Source organism: Pseudomonas sp. DR208, from assembly GCF_019823005.1.
GTDB lineage: Bacteria > Pseudomonadota > Gammaproteobacteria > Pseudomonadales > Pseudomonadaceae > Aquipseudomonas > Aquipseudomonas extremorientalis.
In genome coordinates this window covers 2,966,424-2,983,612 of record NZ_CP081944.1, presented here as the reverse complement: position 1 = coordinate 2,983,612, position 17,189 = coordinate 2,966,424, and the positions used below count along the sequence as shown (strand labels likewise).

The window sequence follows — 17,189 nt, the reverse complement described above, 5'->3', positions numbered from 1 at the left end:
TCCAGAAACGTGGGGCTTCGCCCGTCAATCAGGTGTAGGCAACATACCGGAGCGCGACAAGACGCGAGCTATATTTTTTAAGGTCTATAGCAACAAACTTACTAATTTACCTCCCCGCGCCCATTGCAGATGATCACGCCAACAACAAAGCGCCGCGCAGGTGGCGCACAGCGAAGTACGTCAACGTACTCACCTTGCCTTGGAGCTCGTCATGGTTACCACTGCAACATCCTCCGCCCCGCTTATCGAAAAACACACGATTGGATACGTGCCCCCGGAAGACCGCCATGGGAAGGTCAGAGACCTGTTCACCCTGTGGTTCGGTGGCAACATCGCGCCGTTGCCGATCGTCACGGGGGCGCTGGGGGTGCAACTGTTCCACCTCAACCTGCTCTGGGGCATCGTCGCGATCCTCGTCGGCCACCTGGTCGGCGGCGTGTTGATGGCGTTGCACTCGGCCCAGGGCCCGCAGATGGGCATCCCGCAAATGATCCAGAGCCGTGCCCAGTTCGGCTCACTCGGTGCCCTGCTGGTGGTGGTGATTGCCGGCGTCATGTACATCGGCTTTTTCGCCTCCAACATCGTACTGGCTGGCAAGTCCCTGCACGGCGTGGTCGACGCCGTGCCCGTGCCGGTGGGCATCGTGATCGGCGCCATCGGCTCCGGCATCATCGGCATCATCGGTTATCGCTTCATCCACGTGCTCAACCGCATCGGCACCTGGGTGCTCGGCGCCGGGATTGTGCTGGGGTTCGGCTACATCTTCACCCATGTACAGACCACCGACTTCCTGACCCGCGGTGAATTCAACATCTCCGGTTGGCTGGCAACGGTGTCCCTGGCGGCGCTGTGGCAAATCGCATTCGCGCCCTACGTCTCCGACTACTCGCGCTACCTGCCGGCCGACGTGCCAGTCGCCTCCACCTTCTGGACCACCTACCTCGGCTCGGCCCTGGGCTCCAGCCTGTCGTTCATCTTCGGCGCCGTCGCCGTACTCGCCACCCCGGTCGGCATGGACACCATGGACGCCGTCAAACTCGCCACCGGCGCCATCGGCCCATTGATGCTGGTGCTGTTTCTGCTCAGCGTGATCAGCCACAACGCGCTCAACTTGTATGGTGCGGTGCTGTCGATCATCACCCTGGTGCAGACCTTTGCGTACCGCTGGATTCCCACCGCCAAAAGCCGTGCGGTGATCTCGATCCTGGTGTTGGCGGCCTGTGCGATTGCGGCGGTGTTTGCCTCCAAGGATTTCATCGGCCATTTCGTCGACATGGTGCTGGTGCTGCTGGTGGTGTTGGTACCGTGGACAGCGATCAACCTGATCGACTTCTACGCGATCCACAAAGGCCAGTACGACATTGCCTCGATCTTCCGCGTGGATGGCGGGATCTATGGGCGATACAACCCACAGGCATTGCTGGCCTATGAGGTGGGGATCGTGGTGCAGATTCCGTTCATGAACACACCGCTGTATGTGGGGCCGATTTCGGCGCACATCAACGGGGCGGACCTGTCCTGGGTGGTGGGCTTGGTGGTGACGTCGCCGTTGTACTTCTGGCTGGCGAGTCGGGACAGCGCGTATAAGCGCCGGATGGACGGGGGGAAGTTGGTGGGTGGGGTTTGATGTACCCGCTGTGAGTTGAGTGATGAGGTCACTGTGGCGAGCGGGCTTGCCCCGCGTTGGGCTGCGCAGCGGCCCCAGTAAGGTTGAATGCGGTGTGCCAGGCAGGTCTCCTGTGCTGAATTTGGGGCTGCTTCGCAGCCCAACGCGGGGCAAGCCCGCTCGCCACAGGGGATCTGTGTCGCTCGGGTCGATGTTTGTCTATCATGTGGCCTCTCGCTCAATGCCTCAGGAAACGCCCATGCCCGCCCTCACTTTGCGCAACGCCCTCCCCGCCGACGCCGCCCGCTGCTTTGAAATCGAGATCGGCGCCTACGAAGGCGACGAAGCCGCCACCCTGGAAAAGATCGGCACGCGTATTGCGCAATACCCGCAAGGCTTTCTGATCCTGGAAGCGGCTGGCGAAGTGGTGGGTTTCATCAACTGCGGCTGCGCCCACCACGTGGTGATGTCGGACGAGGCGTTCAAGGAGTTGGTCGGCCATTCGGCCGACGCGCCGAATGTGGTGATCATGTCGGTGGTGGTCGACCCGGTGCACCAGGGCAAGGGCTATTCGAAAATACTGATGACCGAGTTTGTGCAGCGCATGCGCGGCATGGGCAAGCAGACGATTCATCTGATGTGCAAGGAGCAACACGTGCCGCTGTATGAGCGCATGGGCTACCAGTATGTGCAGCCGTCGCCATCGGATCACGGTGGCATGGCGTGGCATGAAATGGTGATGGTGTTCTAGACCCCAGGGTTAATGCAGCACTTGTGTGTCCGGACGTAAGCCAGTCACGGGCAGTAAAAGACGCCAATGTATTTCAGCATGCAAATACCTGATCTAGATGCACCCACTCTGATACTCCACCTGCATCGGCAAACAAAAAACCGGACATGTCGTACAGCCACGCAAGCCATTGCATGAGTGCACCCGGTAGCGGTTTCACCTCGTTACATCCGCCGAAAACCGCCTGATTGAACAGCCTTTGCACGCTCTGTAGCCTCTGATGCAACCCGCCAGACAGGTGCTGACGGGTTGGTTTTTTTCACTATCAGAGAGGTATTGCCATGTCTTCAATCAACGGCTTCAACCCTTACACCGCTGCCTATCAAGCGCTTGCAACACACATCGACAACGACCAGGCACGCCACAACCCCTTGGATGACACCGCCGGGGATGATGCCGAAGTGTTCGACCCCAATACGCAAAGCTGGCAACCCACCCAGGCGGCGGGCAAAGGGCAACATACGCCGCTGGGCAATCCGTACCGCGAACCAATGGATTTTGAGATCAAGGCCGATAACATGGGAGGATGGCAGCGCGCATAAGCCAGACGAGAACCCGTGATGACAGCCCACTACATTGAAGTCAGCGACCAGCCCAACCCCGACGCGGAGCGTATCCTCGGCGCCGGCTTGGCGGCGTTCAATGAGGCCATCACGGGCTATAACGACCGGCGCTTGCTGGCGGTGCTGATCAAGGATCCCGACACCCGGAAAATCCTTGGCGGTATCACCGGCAAAACCACGCTGGGCACGGCGTTTCTCGATCTGTTCCACCTGCCCGACACGTTGCGCGGCTCAGGCCTGGGTAGTCAGTTGCTGCATGCCTTTGAAGAAGAGGCCCGGCGCCGTGGCTGTCGCAATGCGGTGCTGTACACCCTGAGTTTCCAGGCGCCGGCGTTTTACGAGAAGCATGGCTGGGTGCGCTTTGGCGAGATTCCATGCGAACCGGACGGCAGCAGCCGGGTGTTCCTGTCTAAATCGCTGTGATGTTTTACCAGCTCCCTGACGCCCCGCCGCCGCCACTGGAACCACCGCCGCCGGATGAACTGCTGCTGGAACTGGACCGGGAGCTGCCGGAGCTGGAACCGGAACCACCGCCCGACCCCGAGCCGCCCTCGGAAATACTCTGGATAAACACAATAAACGCCACGATGGTCGCAGCCGGTATCGCCACTATCCAGCCCTGGTAACCCTGCCCCAGCAACATCCCCACGGCCACATAGACCGCCAGCACCACCAACACACGCAGGATGAAAAAGCGTGGGCGTTTTTTCCAGGATTCACGGATGACGAAAAACAGCCCCACGTACAATCCCAGCACCAAGGCGCTGCCAAACGGCCACACCAGCCAATGGACGAAGTTGACCTCGACGAAGTGGTTCGCCACCAGCACCGCGACGATGTACGCCAGCAGTCCCAACACGCTGTAAAACACCCCACGCGCCAACCACAGTGCGCCGAATGTGGCGCCGCCGATCAGCAACGTCAGCGGCACTACAAACAGGTACATCGGCCAATCGCGCCCGCCGCCATAGATCGCCAGAAGCGCAGTCACTACCGCGGTGGCAATCAACGCGCGGCGCCAATGCAGCTTGCCGGCGGCGATGAGCACACCGCCAATGGCTCCGATGGCAAACGCCAGCAGTATCGCAATGAACTGCGGATTGAGCCCCGGCGCCGCAATCGCAGGCAAGTCACCGCCTTCGACCAGAACCACCAGATCGTTCACGCCCTGGGAGACACCGCCCGCGAAATCGCCCTGGCGAAACGCCGGCGTGATGTGTTCTTCGATGATGCGATGGGCCAGCAGGTCGGTCACCGTGCCCTCCAGGCCGTAGCCCACTTCGATACGCACCTTGCGATCGTCCTTGGCCACCACCAGCAGGATGCCGTCGTTGATGTCCTTGCGCCCCAGCTTCCAGGCACGGAACAGCTGGTTGGCGTAGTCCTCGACACTCGCGCCGCCAGTGGTGGGCACCAGCAGCACCGCAATTTGCGCGCCTTTGCGCTGTTCAAGGTCGGCGAGCTGGTTTTTCAGACCGGTGGCGGTGGCGGCATCCAGGGTGTTGGTGAGGTCGATCACCCGTTGGTCGAGGGCCACGCCGATCGGCGAATCCTCTGCATGGGCGGTGCTCAACAGGCCGATGAGCACCAGCCCCACCAGGCCCAGGATCGATTGCCGAAAAATCGCCATCATGCTTTGTTACCTGAAGTTTCTTCCTGAAGGCGCCGACTTTACCTTATCAACGCTATAACGCGTGACCCCACGGCGTTGACTATCTAAACTGCGCACATACATAGCAATACGCCATAACCGAGAAGCCGATGGATCTACGTCAGCGCAACAACGTCAATATAATGGGCACCGGCGCGTCGACCCTGGTGTTCTCCCATGGTTTTGGCTGCAACCAGGCCATGTGGAACTACCTGGCACCGCCTTTCCTCGAGCGTTTTCGTGTAGTCCTGTACGACCTCGTCGGCGCAGGCCTGTCGGACCTGAGCGCGTACGACAAAGACAAATACAGCACGCTGGACGGCTATGCCCGCGACCTCAATCAGATCATCGACGCCCATGCCGCAGGCCCGGTGATTCTGGTGGGTCACTCGGTCAGCGCGATGATCGGCACCCTCGCCGACCGCCAGGCACCGGGACGGATCGCCGCCCACGTGATGATCGGCCCGTCGCCGCGCTATATCGATGAAGACGGCTATATCGGCGGTTTCAAGCGTAGCGATATCGAAGACCTGCTCGACACCCTCGACAGCAACTACCTCGGCTGGTCCAGCGCCATGGCCCCGGTGATCATGGGCGCGCCTGATCAGCCCGCGCTGGGCGAAGAGTTGACCAAGAGTTTCTGCCGCACCGAGCCGGATATCGCCAAGCAATTCGCACGGGTGACGTTCATGTCGGACAACCGCCAGGATGTGATCGGCCTGGCCACCCCGGTGCTGATCCTGCAATCGACCGACGACCTGATCGCCCCGGTGGCTGTCGGCGAATACCTGCACAGCGTGTTGCCCAACAGCACCTATCACCTGGTGGACAACGTCGGCCACTGCCCGCACATGAGCGCGCCCCAGGCTTGCGCGGCGGCCATGGACAGCTTCCTTGCGCCGTGGGCAGCTGCACGTGCCAGCTGATCTATTCGATAGCGCCGCTTGCGCACTGGCCGTCACCTCGGAAGATGGCACCCTGGTGCAAACCAACGCACGCTTCAGCGAATGGCTGGGGTTCAGTGCCGCCGAGCTGTGCGGCAAGCGCTTCCAGAACCTGCTGACCATGGGCGGCCGGATTTTCCACCAGACCCACCTGGCGCCCATGTTGCGCATGCATGGCAGCGTCACCGAAGTGAAGCTGGACATGCTGCACCGTGACGGCCACAAGATCACCGTGCTGCTCAACGGCAACAAGCGCGAGCAGGCCGACGCTACGGTGTACGACCTGGCCCTGTTCGGCACCACCGACCGCGACAAGTACGAACGCGAGCTGCTCAACGCACGCAACCTGGCCGAAGCCCTGCTGCAGGAAAAAACTGCCACCGAACTGGCCTTGCAGCAAGCCCAGGCCGAACTGCGCGAGGCCTATGCCATCGCCCAGCGCCGCGCACTGTTCGCCGAGCAGATGGTGGCGATTGTCAGCCACGACCTGAAAAACCCGCTCACCGCCATCCGCATGGCCTCCGGCTTTCTCAGCCGCAGCGAACGCACGGCCAAGGAGCGCCAGTTGCTGGGGCACATCGGCCAGTCGTCCGAACGCGCCCAACGCATGATCGCCGACCTGCTTGACTTCACCCAGGCCCGGGTCGGCCAGGGCATCTCCATCAAGGCCCTGCCGTTGGACTTGCATGGCGTGATTCATCGCACCGTGGACGAACTGCGCGTGGCGTTTCCCAAGGCGACGTTGGAACATCACGCAGAAGGCCATGGCGACGCCTGCCTGGATGCCGACCGCGTGCAGCAGATCATCGGCAACCTGGTGGCCAACAGCGTGGCCTATGGCGACCTGCAACGACCGATCCGGATTACCTCACGCCTGGGCGTTGGCGGCTGCGAAGTGGCGGTACACAACCACGGCGCGGCCATTCCCAAAGCGTTGCTGGCCGGGCTGTTCGAACCCATGACCCGAGGTACCGACCAGGGCAGTGATGTGCGAAGCGTGGGCCTGGGCCTGTATATCGTGCGCGAGTTGGCCAAGGTGCACGGCGGGGATGTGGCGGTGAGTTCCTGCGCCACCGGCGGCACCACCTTCACCGTGACGTTTCAGAACACGTAGGCGCTGCCTTGCATCACCGGCTCGACACTGCCGGTCAGCACCACACCGCCCTCACCCGCCCAGTGCACGGTCACGATGCCGCCGTCGCACTCTACCTGTACCGTGGCATCCAGCAACCCGCGCCGGATCCCATTGACTACCGCGCCGCAGCAGCACGAGCCGGAGCCCTGCGGCACGCCGCCGCCACGCTCCCAGATGCGCAGGCGGATACGGCCACGGTCCAGCACCTGCACGAAATGCACATTGGTCTTGTCCGGGAACAACCGATGTTTTTCCAGCGCAGGGCCCACGGCGGCGACGTCGATTGTGGTGAGGTCATCCACGAAAAACGTACAGTGCGGGTTGCCCATGCTGCACGCGGCCGGGTCGCCCTCGATAGGCAGAACAAGCGTATCCATGGCCTCGGCCAACGGCACTGCATGCCAGTCCAGCGACGGCTCGCCCATGTTCACCGAGACTTGCCGCCCGGTGGCACGCACGCAGGTCAGCAGGCCCCGGTCGGTACGCAACAGCACCGAATCCGTAGCGGCCTCATGCATCAAGCGATCAGCCACGCCACGGGTCGCGCTGCCGCAGGTGGCCAGCGGCGTACCGTTGGGGTTCCAGAACTTGATGCGCGCGGCGGCATCATCGCAGTCGAGTACCACGGCAAGCTGGTTGAAACCGATACCGGTGTGACGGTCGCCCAGGCGGCGGGCGATCTGCGCGGTGATGGGATCGTGCAAGCCACGGCGGTCGATGATGATGAAGTCATCGCCATGGGCGTGCATTTTCACGAACGGCAAAAGCATCGGTTGTCCTGTGGTCGACCTGTGGGGGAACTGAAGGATACTCTGAACCGGCCCACTCTTATGAGACCCACCTATGCTAATTGTCTTCAGCGGCCTGCCCGGCACCGGCAAAACCACGATTGCCCGCGAACTCGCACGCCAGACCGCGGCGGTTTACCTGCGTATCGACGTGATTGAACAGGCTATACGCGAGGCCGGTGTGCTGGCGGGGGACGTGGGTGCCAGCGGTTATGGCGTGGCGAATGCACTGGCGCTGAGCAGTCTGCAACTGGGCCATACCGTGGTGGCGGACTGCGTAAATCCGGTCAGGGAAAGCCGCCAAGCGTGGAAGGCCGTCGCTCTAGCAGCAAAGGCGGCATTACTGAATGTTCGGGTGATCTGCTCAGACCAGCAGGAACATCAACGACGGGTGGAAACCCGCACGGGGGATATTCCCGGCCTGGTTCCGCCCTCCTGGGCGTCTGTGTTGGCGCATGAGTATGAGGTTTGGGATGAAGTGCCCTTGACGCTCGATACCGCCTGCATGACACCGGAGCAAGCCGTGACAACAACGATGGCGAACCTCACCTCTGTGGCGAGCGGGCTTGCCCCGCGTTGGGGCGCGAAGCGGCCCTGAAACCAGGCAATGCGTTCTGACAGGGGAAATGCAGGGGCTTACCGGGGCTGCTGCGCAGCCCAACGCGGGGCAAGCCCGCTCGCCACAACAGTCCCGCTCGCCACGAGGTTGAGCCGCCTACAACACGCTGCCCATCGCCTTCATCAACACCAGGTCCCGGCCGTAGATATCCGGCGCATACACCAACCCGCCCTCACGGTTGACCTCAACCGTCCAGTAACTCAACAACACCGGCACCGGCGTGGCCAGCCTGAATTCGTGGGTCACGCCGGTGGCCAGCAGTTCATCGGTGCGCGCGCGTTCGGCCGGGCTCACCAGCAGATCGCGCAGGAGCAGCGGTTGCTCGACCCGCACACACCCCGAACTGAACGCCCGTGGCCCTTTGGTGAACAGCGGCTGGCTCGGCGTGTCGTGCAGGTACACCGAGTACGGGTTGGGAAAGCGCATCACGATCTTGCCCAGCGGGTTGCGCGGGCCAGCTTCCTGGCGCAGCAGGATGTTGCCCGGGCGCGCCCAGTCGATCTGTTCCGGCGCCAGCGGATGGCCTTCGGCATCGAGCACTTGCAGGTTCTGTTGGCGCAGGTATTCAGGGTTGAGGCGGATGGCCGGGAGTTTGTCCTCGCGCATGATGGTGGGCGGGATGGTCCAGGTGGGGTTGAGGGTCAGCCGGGTAATACGCGATTTGAGCAATGGCGTCTGGCGCTCGGCGCGGCCCACTTGCAGGCGGGTCTGCCACACCGGGATGCCGCTCTGGTACACGCTCAATTGCGCCGCCGCGACGTTGACCAGCACGCCCTCGGGCTCCAGGTCCTGGGCCAGCCAGCGGAAGCGTTCGAGGTTGATGCGCAGTTGCTCGCGACGGATCGCCGGGCTGATATTGAGCTCGGCCACCGTACCGGCGCCGATCACGCCGTCGGCCTGCAACGAATGACTCAGCTGGAAGGCCTTGACCGCCTTGACCAACTCGTCACCGTACTGCCTGCCGCCGGGGGCCTTGGCCAGGTAACCCCCGCCGATCAGGCGCCGCGCCAGTTCCGGTACGCGCGGGTCGTCCATCCCGGGGCGCAACAGCGGGCCGTTGGCGACCGGGTCCCAATGCGGCAATGGTTGCTGGCGCACAGTGGCATAGGCATTGCGCAGGCTACGGTAGAGGTCCGCGCTGGGGCGAGCCTGATCGAACGCCTGGGCCATGTCTTGCAGGCCGGTGGCGGCAAACGCCAGCACTTCAATATTGGGGTCGCGGGTCGGCGGCTGGGAATGCCACAGCGGCTCGAAGCGCGATTGCTGCAGGCGCCCATAGTGCAGATCCTGCAGGGCTTGCAGGTAGTGCTGGCTGCTGGCGATGTCGCTGCACAGCACGTTGGCCGTGGCATCTGGCGCAGGCAGGCTATAGTGGGTGGGGTCCAGGCCGTCATCGGCAAGCATCAGCAACTGAGATTGCAGGGCTTGCCGGCGCTCGTCGGCGGACCACAGTGGCCCATTACCCTGCTGCTGGTAGAACGCTTGCAGACGCAGTTGGGCAGCCGCGTCAATCTGCGGCACCAGGCTGGGGCAGACGCTCGGCAGTTGCGCCAAGGCCTGCTGCACGGGTGCCAGGTCGACCGGTGCGGGCGTGGTCACCGGCAACGGCTCGACCGGCAGCGCATCGGCTGTCGCGACCAATGGTGCAACGAGCAGGCAAATGCTCAAGTAACATGCGTGTTTTTTGAACAATTGACCTGGCTCCAATCCACAGCGGGGGGATACTTTGTAGATGCTGACTTTTATGCGCCGCCTCGGCTTGATGACCGTGACGTTGGCTACGCTGAGCAATTTTGCGCTCGCCGCCAATCAGACCTCTCCTAACTTGTATAGCAGCCTGGCGCGCTCGGCTCCAGAACTCAATCCCACTGTCCTCAAAAGCGCCCTGAACGCGGTGCAGTGCGCAGTCAATAACGGCGAAGAGCGTTCCGAACGCCTGGCGGTCATTGACTACTCCCAGCCTTCCACCGCCCGTCGGCTGTGGATCTTCGATTTGCGCAAGAAGACCCTGGTACTGCGCGACCTGGTGGCCCACGGCGCCAAGTCCGGGGAAAACTTCGCCACCCAGTTTTCCAACCTGGAAGGCAGCCACCAGTCCAGCCTGGGTCTGTTCCGCACCCAGGAAAGCTACCTGGGCACCCACGGTTACTCGTTGCGCATGGACGGCCTGGAGCCGGGTTTCAACGATCAGGCCCGCGACCGCGCCATTGTGATCCACGCCGCCGACTACGTAAGCCCCCTGTGGAGCAAGCGTGAAGGTCGTATCGGTCGCAGCCAGGGTTGCCCGGCCGTGCGCCCGCAGGTAGCCCGCCAGGTAGTGGACAAGCTCAAGGATGGGCAGTTCATGTTTTCGTGGTACCCCGACCAGCGTTGGTTGAAGTCTTCGACCTACCTCAATTGCAAACCCCAACAGGTGGCGAGTAGTCGTACAATCCGTGGCGGATAGCCTGTCCCCATAGATAAGAGAGCGCCGCATGCTTCTACATAAGTCCACCTGGATCGAGATCGGGCAGTTTCTGGAACGCAGCCGCACGGTGGTGATTCCCATCGGCTCCAACGAGCAGCACGGCCCCACCGGCCTGCTTGGCACCGACTGGATGTGCCCGGAAATCATCGCCCATGAAGCGCAAAAGAGCGCCGACATCCTGATCGGCCCGACCTTCAATATCGGCATGGCTCAGCATCACCTGGGGTTTCCCGGCACCATTTCCCTGCGCCCTTCCACCTTTATCGCCGCGATTGGCGACTGGGTGCGTTCGCTGGCCGGGCATGGTTTCGAGAAAATTCTGTTTCTGAACGGCCATGGCGGCAATATCGCCACGATTGAAGCGGCGTTTTCCGAGCTGTACGCCGAAGCGAGCTTCGCCCGTCGCCCCGCCGGGTTTGCGTTGAAGCTGGTGAACTGGTGGGACCTGGAAGGCGTGACCGACCTGGCCCAGCGCCAGTTCCCGGTGGGCCACGGCAGCCATGCCACGCCTTCGGAGATTGCGGTGACCCAATGGGCCTACCCGGACACGATCAAGACCGCCGACTACTCGCCGCAAATCGCCAACACCGGGCCGATCCGCGAAGCCCTGGACTTCCGCGCGCGCTTCCCGGATGGGCGCATGGGCTCGGACCCGGCGCTGGCGACGGTGGAAAAAGGTGGGGAATTGGTGGCGCTGGCCGCGCAGGGGTTGGTCAAGACAGTGAACAGCTTCAGCAACGAAGCCAAGCCCTGAGCCATACATAGATCTACATGTGGGAGGGGTCTTGCCCCCTCCCACATTTGGTTTTATGCATGCCTGGGATTATTGGCAGTCCTTTGCCGCCAGCTCCAGCCGCGACGGTGTAATCGTCGACGCCAACGGCTTGCGCTCATACAAGAACACCTTGGCGCCCTCTCCGGCCTTGTAGGCTTCCAGCACATCATCGGCGGCTATCTTGCTGGTCAGCACTACTTTGGCATGGCGCGAGTTCTGGGTGACGGTCGAGGTGATCCCGTGTTTTTCCAGCTTGGGCAGCACGCACTGCACATAGGCTTCCGGGCTCTTGCCGGTTTGCAGGGTCAGGCTCGGGGCGTTGGGGGCGGTTACACAACCAGCCAACAACAGGGAAGCAATGGCCAAGGCCGGGGCGAAAAAAGCGCGCATGAAAAATTCCTGACTATAAAAATAAAGGTTCACATCAACCGGCACGGACCAACGCTTTGAGCGACGCATCGAACTGCTTCAAGGCATCGAGTTGCACATCACGCTGCTGCTCGATCTGCGCGGCAATCTCCGGCGCGGCCTTGTCATGTACCCACACCGATGGCACCTGCTTGTGCACCGAGCCTTCGGCCTTGGCGATGTACTGCAGGTTCGCGTCGTAGAACCGCGCGATAAAACGCGCCTCCACCACATCGTTACGCTGGGTCAGCAGTTGGTTATGGGTATCGAGCATCACCACCACATCGGGGTGCGCCTGCACCAGGGCGTCCAGGTTGTCGTAGACCGTTACCGACAAAAAGGTGCCTTGCAGCGAGCTCATCAACCAATCGATGGCCAGTTCCGGGTCGGAACTGTTGACGAACGCCTGGCGGATACGTCCGTCGAGGGCATCCTTGGCGCCATTCAAGGCCATATCGTGGTAGCGTTCGAGGTAGCTGAGGTTGTCGCGGGTGTTGTCGCTCAACAACACACCCACTGACTGCGTGTGCTGCAGGGAGTCTACGCTACCGATGATAGGTAGCAAATGGCTGGTATGCAGATCATCGGCGATTGCCGCGTTGTTGATGACCACCGTGCCAAGCATCAGAGCCATCAAAGCCACCTGAATAAACGTCCTCATCGCGCATTTCCTTGAACAGCGTCTCGATGGGGCGATTTTCCGCTTTTCCTGCAAAAACAGAACTTGCGATGCTTGATGGTGACTATTATCTGAACCGATAGTGCTGACATAAAACCTATAAGGACCACGCCATGAAGCCCTACCAGAAAACCTTCGACCGCATCCGCGAAGCCGTACTACCGGAGTTCCGCGAGCGGGTCGCCGATTACCTGGTCGACTATGAACACGTGCTGCAGGACGAGGCGGCGGACGCGGATCGGATCAGCGCCAGTGCCCAGCAACTGCGCGGCTACCTGCGCGGCCTGAACACCACGCGGGTACTGGGCATGGCCGACTGGGAGGAGCTGGACCGCCGTGTGAAAGAGGATTGGCTACGGGTGGTGGAAGCCGAATAACGCGCGAGGCGTATCGATCAGCAAGGCCTGCGCCACCGGTGTCGACCAGCCCAGGGCCTGGCGTTGCTCGATCACTGCGGGGTAGTCGACTGACGTTTCATGCTGGGTGTGTGGCCAGTCACTGCCCCACACCAAGCGGTGCAGACCGAAACTCTGCTGCAGTAACGGCATGGCCTGGCGGGCGAACTCAAGGTTCTGCGCCGGGCTGCCACCCAGGCGATAGATCCCCGAGACTTTCAACCACAACTGACCGCTGAGGCCCAAGTCCAGCAACTCGGCAAAATCGCGCTGGGCGACGCCGAGTCGTGCATCCGGCCGGCCAAAATGGTCGACCACCAGCTTGATCCCGAACGGCAGCAACTGGCGCACCAATTGCGGCAGGTCGGCTACCTCGCGGTGCAATTCCACGTGCCAGCCCAGGGCGACGAGGTGCTCGAAAAAAACCTTCCAGCCGGGCTCGGCAAAGTCTGGCAGCGCCCGGCCCACCAGGTTCAAGCGCACGCCAACCACGCCTGCGCGGGCCATCGCCTGTAAAGCGTCGTGCGGGATATCCCGCTCCAGCACTACCACGCCGCGCAACTGATCCGGGGCTTGCTGCAAAGCGGCCAACAGATAGCCGTTGTCGGTGCCCAGGAAACTGGGCTGTACCAGCACACCGTGGCTCAGGCCATTGGCGTGCAAGTGGCCGAGGTAGTCCGCCAGCGTGGCGTCGTAGCCTGGGGTGTAGCGACGCTCACCGGCCAGGGTCAGCGCCTGGCTGAATACATGGGCGTGGGCGTCGATGCCGGAGATGGAACGGTTATCAAGCATGGGGTCGTCTTTCAAAAGTAAAAAGGATCAGGCCTGGGCGCGCTGGCCGCTCACGACGCGCTCGGCGGGTGCCGCTTCGAGCACGCGGCCACGGGTTTCCGGCAGGCACAGGGCGGCGATCACCGCGACGCCGTAGGCGATCCCGGCATCGATGCCGATGGCCGAGCCGAGGGACATCGAGTCGCTCATATGCCCCACCAGAAAGGGAAACACCGCCGACAGCACGCGCCCGAAGTTGTAGCAAAAGCCCACGCCGGCGCCGCGCACATCCGCCGGGTACAACTCGTTGAACAATGCCCCCAGGCTGGCCGGGATACCGGCGGCGAAGAAGCCCAGCGGGAAGCCAAGGAACAGCATCTGCGTATTGCTCAGCGGCAGGAACACATAGGCCTGCACGGTGATCACGCAGCACAGCGCAAACAGCACGATGTTCTTGCGGCGACCAATGCGGTCGATCAGCCAGCCACTGGCGATGCAGCCACACCAGAAGGCAAAGATGATCACCGCCAGGTAGCCGCCCGAGTTGAGTACCGACAGGTTGCGCTCGGTCTTGAGAAAGGTCGGCAGCCAGGTCATCACCGCATGGTAACCACCGTGGGCACCCAGGCCCAGCAGGCCGCCGAACAGCGTGACGCGGATCAGCTCAGGGCGAAAGATGCCCGCCAGCGACTTGAAGAAACTCTGGGGAATCGCCTGTTCCTTTTGCAGGCGCTGAAAGCTGTCGGGTTCTTCAACGTTACGCCGCACCCAGATAATCAGGAACGACGGCAGCAGGCCCACCACGAACATCACCCGCCAGGCCATGTCCTGGGGCACAAACGAATAGATCAGCGCAAACACCCCGACCGCCACGCCCCAGCCCACGGCCCAGGCGCTCTGCACGGTGCCCATCACTTTGCCGCGATATTTCGGGTTGATGGTCTCGGCCATCAACACCGCACCCGCCGCCCATTCACCGCCGATGCCGAAGCCTTGCAGCGCCTTGACGACCAGCAGTTGGTGGAAGCCGGTGACGAACGCCGACAAAAACGTGAAGAACGAGAACCACAGGATCATCCACTGCAACGTGCGCACCCGGCCGTAGCGGTCGGACAAGGTACCGCCGACCCAACCGCCGATGGCCGAGGTCACCAGCGTGACGCCACTGATCAGCCCCGCATCGCCCTTGCTCAAGGCGAATGCCGCGATGAGTGCCGGGATCGCCAGGCCGAACATCTGCACTTCCAATGCATCCAGGGACCAGCCGCCGAAGCAGGCCCAGAACGTTTTGCGCTCCCGAGGAGTGACTTGGCGATACCAACTGAACATGATTTTTATCCTTATAGGTCAAACGCGAGGCAGCCGGGCGCGAACCGCACCACAGCCGGGCCAGTGTTGGGCAAACAGTTAACGGTGCGGGTGTGCGGTCAGCGAATGTCCACGCGGTAGCGGAAGTGTTCGGCATGCCCACGGGAGCGTCGCCACTCCAGGGGCTGGCCGGCGTAGTCGCGGGCCAGGCGCTCGATCACCACCACCGGGCTGTTGACCGGTACTTGCAGCAAGCGCGCGTACACCGCGTTGACCGATTCGGCCGTGAGGGTTTCCTCGGCCGAGGCCACCACTTGCCCGCAGACGTCTTCATACACCGGATAGAGCAACGGGCCTTGCGCGGCCAGGTCGATGTCGAGCAGCGCCTGGAAGCGTGCGCGCGGTAGCCAGATTTCTTCGGCGAGCAGCGGCTGCACGTCAAACAGACGGGTCCGGACGATGCGGATCACTTGGGCTTCGGGGGCCAGGCCCAGCGCCTCGCTGACCGCCGACGGCGCAGGCACGGACTCGACCGTGAGGATGCGGCTTTGCGGCACCTGACGCTCGCCCGACGGGCCTTGAAAACGGAAAAAGCGAAACAGCGACGACTGGAATTGCGGGCGGCGCACAAAGGTGCCACGGCCCTGCTGACGCTCCAGAATGCCCTCGCTGACCAGTGCATCCACGGCCTTGCGCACGGTACCGGTCGACAGCGCGTACTCGGCGGACAACACCGCTTCGGTGGGAATCGCTTCGCCGGGGCGCCAGCGATTGTTGGCGATCTGCTCGATCAGCTGGTCGCGCAAGCGTTGGTAAAGCGGCAGGCGGGCATCACTGGACAGCGTATTCATGGGGTCACATTCACTTTGTTATGTAGTCATATATATGAATATGACCAGAGTATTCTTCCGCCGGGTGGTGCCTGTCAAGCGCCTCACCGCAGACGGAAGATGAATGGTGGTTACTGCGCCGGGCGTTGTTGCTGCACCCACGCCTGCACGGAGGGCCGCTGCCACTGGCGTTGGGCGTATGCCACCAACTCGGCAGGCACGCTGTCACCGTTGAGGATCAGGCGATTGAGCATCACCGCCAGGTCCACATCAGCGATGGACCACTCACCGAACAAGTACGGCGGATTACCCGCCAACAGCGCCTGGGCCGCACTGATCAACTTCGTTGCCGCCACTTGAGCCACAGGCGACAGTGCGGGCATCTTCTGCCCATAGAACACCACCATCGTCGAGCGCTCCTGACGGATCGGCAACAAATCGCTGCGCAGCCATGCCTGGACCTGCCGCGCCCTCGCCCGCTGTTTTGGATCGGCCGGATACACCGGCACTTCAGGGTAGGCCTGCTCCAGGTACTCGGTGATCGCCGACGACTCCGACAAGGCGAAGTCGCCCTCCAGCAAGGTCGGTACGCGTTGGGTCAGGGACAGTTGGGCAAAGTCGGCCGCGTGCTGCTGCGCGGCATCCAGGTCCAGGGTAACCGTGTCGAACGCCAGGCCTTTTTCGCGCAGGGTCACGAACACCGACATGGCGTAGGGGCTGGTGTACAGATGATCCACATACAGGCGCATAACGATTCTCCTTGAGGGGGAACACCACGCTACGAGATGCGCCACAAGAAAGACAATGCGCTGTTTTTATGGGGGCATTCCTGGGTGGAATACCGGGTTAACCGGCAAATCCGCCCTCGTCCAGAAAGGCACGTTCCTCATCCGTGGTCTCACGCGCCAACACCTCGTTTCGATGGGGAAAACGCCCGAATTGCTCGATGATGCGCGCATGTTCCTTGGCCCAATGGTAGGTGTTGGTATCCAGTTGCCGGTTCAGGTCCAGGGAGCGCTGTTGATCGGCCGGGTCTTCCGAATGCTCGAACGGCAGGTAGCAGAACGCACGCAATGCCGGTTCGACCTGCCGGTCCAGCCCGGCGTCCACCATGCGCCGCGCATACAGCCGTGCGAGCGGGTCGGTGGCGAACATATGGGCGGTGCCACGGAAGGCATTGCGCGGGTACTGGTCGAGCAGGATCAGCAACGCCAGGGCACCGTGCGCCGAGTCCAGCCAGCTTTCCAGCTCACGCCGGGCGGCTTGCAGATGCGCGCTGTGGAAAGTGTCGCGGAAGCTGGCGTCGAAAGCAGCGTCCTTGGCAAACCAGCGCTTGGGGCCGGCGTGTTGCCAGAAGTCGATGACATCCTGCGGCGTCGTCATGGTGAGTACCTGGAAAAATGATTTAGCTGACGGTATCAGAATCCAATGTTATAGGATAACGCTCCCTTACCACCCTG

Annotated in this window: 20 protein-coding genes; 10 read left to right on the top strand and 10 right to left on the bottom strand. The window is 62.2% G+C overall.

Translation table 11 applies throughout. The annotated features are described in order from the left end of the window. Positions 1-211 precede the first annotated feature (211 nt). The 4 genes from K5K89_RS13645 to K5K89_RS13630 all read left to right on the top strand — a co-directional run bounded on the left by K5K89_RS13645 (position 212) and on the right by K5K89_RS13630 (position 3,382). Positions 212-1,627: a purine-cytosine permease family protein gene (locus K5K89_RS13645; RefSeq protein ID WP_222541612.1), complete on the top strand. Its 1,416-nt coding sequence runs from the start codon at positions 212-214 to the stop codon at positions 1,625-1,627. 238 nt (positions 1,628-1,865) lie between these two features. Continuing rightward, positions 1,866-2,357: a GNAT family N-acetyltransferase gene (locus tag K5K89_RS13640; protein WP_222541611.1), complete on the top strand. Its 492-nt coding sequence runs from the start codon at positions 1,866-1,868 to the stop codon at positions 2,355-2,357. A 320-nt stretch (positions 2,358-2,677) separates the two neighbouring features. Beyond that, positions 2,678-2,938, top strand: coding sequence for a hypothetical protein (locus K5K89_RS13635; protein WP_071491728.1), 261 nt, complete (start codon positions 2,678-2,680; stop codon positions 2,936-2,938). Between the two features lie 18 nt (positions 2,939-2,956). Continuing rightward, on the top strand, positions 2,957-3,382 hold the full coding sequence (locus tag K5K89_RS13630; protein WP_222541610.1) for a GNAT family N-acetyltransferase: 426 nt from the start codon (positions 2,957-2,959) through the stop codon (positions 3,380-3,382). Positions 3,383-3,386: 4 nt separating this feature from the next. On the opposite strand, the gene K5K89_RS13625 is transcribed toward K5K89_RS13630, so the two are convergent. Next, positions 3,387-4,592 (bottom strand): TPM domain-containing protein, encoded by a 1,206-nt coding sequence (locus K5K89_RS13625; protein ID WP_222541609.1) that lies wholly within the window; start codon positions 4,590-4,592, stop codon positions 3,387-3,389. A 128-nt stretch (positions 4,593-4,720) separates the two neighbouring features. Between K5K89_RS13625 and K5K89_RS13620 the strand changes: the two genes are divergently transcribed. Together K5K89_RS13620 and K5K89_RS13615 are read left to right on the top strand one after the other, a co-directional pair. Further along, entirely contained in the window at positions 4,721-5,536 is an 816-nt protein-coding gene (locus tag K5K89_RS13620; RefSeq protein WP_222541608.1) for an alpha/beta fold hydrolase, read from the top strand. Then, on the top strand, positions 5,526-6,668 hold the full coding sequence (locus K5K89_RS13615) for a PAS domain-containing sensor histidine kinase (protein WP_222541607.1): 1,143 nt from the start codon (positions 5,526-5,528) through the stop codon (positions 6,666-6,668). The genes K5K89_RS13620 and K5K89_RS13615 overlap by 11 nt, the downstream gene beginning before the upstream one ends. Here K5K89_RS13615 and dapF read toward each other — a convergent pair. Then, positions 6,656-7,459, bottom strand: coding sequence for a diaminopimelate epimerase (dapF, locus tag K5K89_RS13610; protein ID WP_222541606.1), 804 nt, complete (start codon positions 7,457-7,459; stop codon positions 6,656-6,658). The two genes, K5K89_RS13615 and dapF, sit on opposite strands and share 13 nt — an antisense overlap. A 73-nt stretch (positions 7,460-7,532) precedes the next feature. Between dapF and K5K89_RS13605 the strand changes: the two genes are divergently transcribed. After that, positions 7,533-8,075 carry an AAA family ATPase gene (locus tag K5K89_RS13605; RefSeq protein WP_222541605.1) on the top strand — a complete coding sequence of 181 codons (543 nt, stop codon included), beginning with the start codon at positions 7,533-7,535 and terminating at the stop codon, positions 8,073-8,075. 117 nt (positions 8,076-8,192) lie between these two features. On the opposite strand, the gene K5K89_RS13600 is transcribed toward K5K89_RS13605, so the two are convergent. Beyond that, on the bottom strand, positions 8,193-9,788 hold the full coding sequence (locus K5K89_RS13600; RefSeq protein ID WP_222541604.1) for a murein L,D-transpeptidase: 1,596 nt from the start codon (positions 9,786-9,788) through the stop codon (positions 8,193-8,195). Positions 9,789-9,828: 40 nt separating this feature from the next. On the opposite strand from K5K89_RS13600, the gene K5K89_RS13595 reads away from it, so the two are divergent. Both K5K89_RS13595 and K5K89_RS13590 read left to right on the top strand, forming a co-directional pair. After that, entirely contained in the window at positions 9,829-10,542 is a 714-nt protein-coding gene (locus K5K89_RS13595) for a murein L,D-transpeptidase catalytic domain family protein (RefSeq protein ID WP_071491735.1), read from the top strand. A 28-nt stretch (positions 10,543-10,570) separates the two neighbouring features. Next, the gene (locus K5K89_RS13590; protein WP_222541603.1) at positions 10,571-11,317 is read left to right on the top strand and encodes a creatininase family protein; all 747 of its coding nucleotides are present in this window, start codon (positions 10,571-10,573) and stop codon (positions 11,315-11,317) included. A gap of 69 nt (positions 11,318-11,386) precedes the next feature. On the opposite strand, the gene K5K89_RS13585 is transcribed toward K5K89_RS13590, so the two are convergent. Both K5K89_RS13585 and K5K89_RS13580 read right to left on the bottom strand, forming a co-directional pair. Then, a complete protein-coding gene (locus K5K89_RS13585; protein ID WP_071491737.1) occupies positions 11,387-11,728 on the bottom strand; it encodes a hypothetical protein in 342 nt (113 codons plus the stop codon). A gap of 34 nt (positions 11,729-11,762) precedes the next feature. Continuing rightward, positions 11,763-12,407 carry an ATPase gene (locus K5K89_RS13580; protein ID WP_222541602.1) on the bottom strand — a complete coding sequence of 215 codons (645 nt, stop codon included), beginning with the start codon at positions 12,405-12,407 and terminating at the stop codon, positions 11,763-11,765. Between the two features lie 131 nt (positions 12,408-12,538). On the opposite strand from K5K89_RS13580, the gene K5K89_RS13575 reads away from it, so the two are divergent. Continuing rightward, positions 12,539-12,802 (top strand): hypothetical protein, encoded by a 264-nt coding sequence (locus K5K89_RS13575; RefSeq protein ID WP_071491739.1) that lies wholly within the window; start codon positions 12,539-12,541, stop codon positions 12,800-12,802. Here the strand turns inward: K5K89_RS13575 and K5K89_RS13570 are convergent. The 5 genes from K5K89_RS13570 to K5K89_RS13550 form a co-directional block, all read right to left on the bottom strand. After that, the gene (locus K5K89_RS13570; RefSeq protein ID WP_222541601.1) at positions 12,779-13,612 is read right to left on the bottom strand and encodes an amidohydrolase family protein; all 834 of its coding nucleotides are present in this window, start codon (positions 13,610-13,612) and stop codon (positions 12,779-12,781) included. The genes K5K89_RS13575 and K5K89_RS13570 overlap by 24 nt on opposite strands. Positions 13,613-13,639: 27 nt before the next feature. Beyond that, positions 13,640-14,920, bottom strand: a complete 1,281-nt coding sequence (locus tag K5K89_RS13565) for an MFS transporter (protein ID WP_222541600.1) — start codon at positions 14,918-14,920, stop codon at positions 13,640-13,642. 98 nt (positions 14,921-15,018) lie between these two features. Beyond that, positions 15,019-15,750, bottom strand: a complete 732-nt coding sequence (locus K5K89_RS13560; RefSeq protein WP_222541599.1) for a GntR family transcriptional regulator — start codon at positions 15,748-15,750, stop codon at positions 15,019-15,021. A gap of 110 nt (positions 15,751-15,860) precedes the next feature. After that, positions 15,861-16,478, bottom strand: coding sequence for a glutathione transferase (gene yfcF / locus K5K89_RS13555; protein ID WP_222541598.1), 618 nt, complete (start codon positions 16,476-16,478; stop codon positions 15,861-15,863). Between the two features lie 97 nt (positions 16,479-16,575). Then, on the bottom strand, positions 16,576-17,112 hold the full coding sequence (locus tag K5K89_RS13550; RefSeq protein ID WP_222541597.1) for a DUF924 family protein: 537 nt from the start codon (positions 17,110-17,112) through the stop codon (positions 16,576-16,578). Between the last annotated feature and the right edge of the window lie 77 nt (positions 17,113-17,189).

Excerpts from the sequence above, each read along its gene's own strand:
- K5K89_RS13645 (WP_222541612.1), top strand. The coding sequence starts at position 212 with ATGGTTACCACTGCAACATCCTCCGCCCCGCTTATCGAAAAACACACG.
- K5K89_RS13640 (WP_222541611.1), top strand. The coding sequence starts at position 1,866 with ATGCCCGCCCTCACTTTGCGCAACGCCCTCCCCGCCGACGCCGCCCGC.
- K5K89_RS13635 (WP_071491728.1), top strand. The coding sequence starts at position 2,678 with ATGTCTTCAATCAACGGCTTCAACCCTTACACCGCTGCCTATCAAGCG.
- K5K89_RS13630 (WP_222541610.1), top strand. The coding sequence starts at position 2,957 with ATGACAGCCCACTACATTGAAGTCAGCGACCAGCCCAACCCCGACGCG.
- K5K89_RS13625 (WP_222541609.1), bottom strand. The coding sequence starts at position 4,592 with ATGATGGCGATTTTTCGGCAATCGATCCTGGGCCTGGTGGGGCTGGTG.
- K5K89_RS13620 (WP_222541608.1), top strand. The coding sequence starts at position 4,721 with ATGGATCTACGTCAGCGCAACAACGTCAATATAATGGGCACCGGCGCG.
- dapF (WP_222541606.1), bottom strand. The coding sequence starts at position 7,459 with ATGCTTTTGCCGTTCGTGAAAATGCACGCCCATGGCGATGACTTCATC.
- K5K89_RS13605 (WP_222541605.1), top strand. The coding sequence starts at position 7,533 with ATGCTAATTGTCTTCAGCGGCCTGCCCGGCACCGGCAAAACCACGATT.
- K5K89_RS13595 (WP_071491735.1), top strand. The coding sequence starts at position 9,829 with ATGCTGACTTTTATGCGCCGCCTCGGCTTGATGACCGTGACGTTGGCT.
- K5K89_RS13590 (WP_222541603.1), top strand. The coding sequence starts at position 10,571 with ATGCTTCTACATAAGTCCACCTGGATCGAGATCGGGCAGTTTCTGGAA.
- K5K89_RS13585 (WP_071491737.1), bottom strand. The coding sequence starts at position 11,728 with ATGCGCGCTTTTTTCGCCCCGGCCTTGGCCATTGCTTCCCTGTTGTTG.
- K5K89_RS13580 (WP_222541602.1), bottom strand. The coding sequence starts at position 12,407 with ATGAGGACGTTTATTCAGGTGGCTTTGATGGCTCTGATGCTTGGCACG.
- K5K89_RS13575 (WP_071491739.1), top strand. The coding sequence starts at position 12,539 with ATGAAGCCCTACCAGAAAACCTTCGACCGCATCCGCGAAGCCGTACTA.
- K5K89_RS13570 (WP_222541601.1), bottom strand. The coding sequence starts at position 13,612 with ATGCTTGATAACCGTTCCATCTCCGGCATCGACGCCCACGCCCATGTA.
- K5K89_RS13565 (WP_222541600.1), bottom strand. The coding sequence starts at position 14,920 with ATGTTCAGTTGGTATCGCCAAGTCACTCCTCGGGAGCGCAAAACGTTC.
- K5K89_RS13560 (WP_222541599.1), bottom strand. The coding sequence starts at position 15,750 with ATGAATACGCTGTCCAGTGATGCCCGCCTGCCGCTTTACCAACGCTTG.
- yfcF (WP_222541598.1), bottom strand. The coding sequence starts at position 16,478 with ATGCGCCTGTATGTGGATCATCTGTACACCAGCCCCTACGCCATGTCG.
- K5K89_RS13550 (WP_222541597.1), bottom strand. The coding sequence starts at position 17,112 with ATGACGACGCCGCAGGATGTCATCGACTTCTGGCAACACGCCGGCCCC.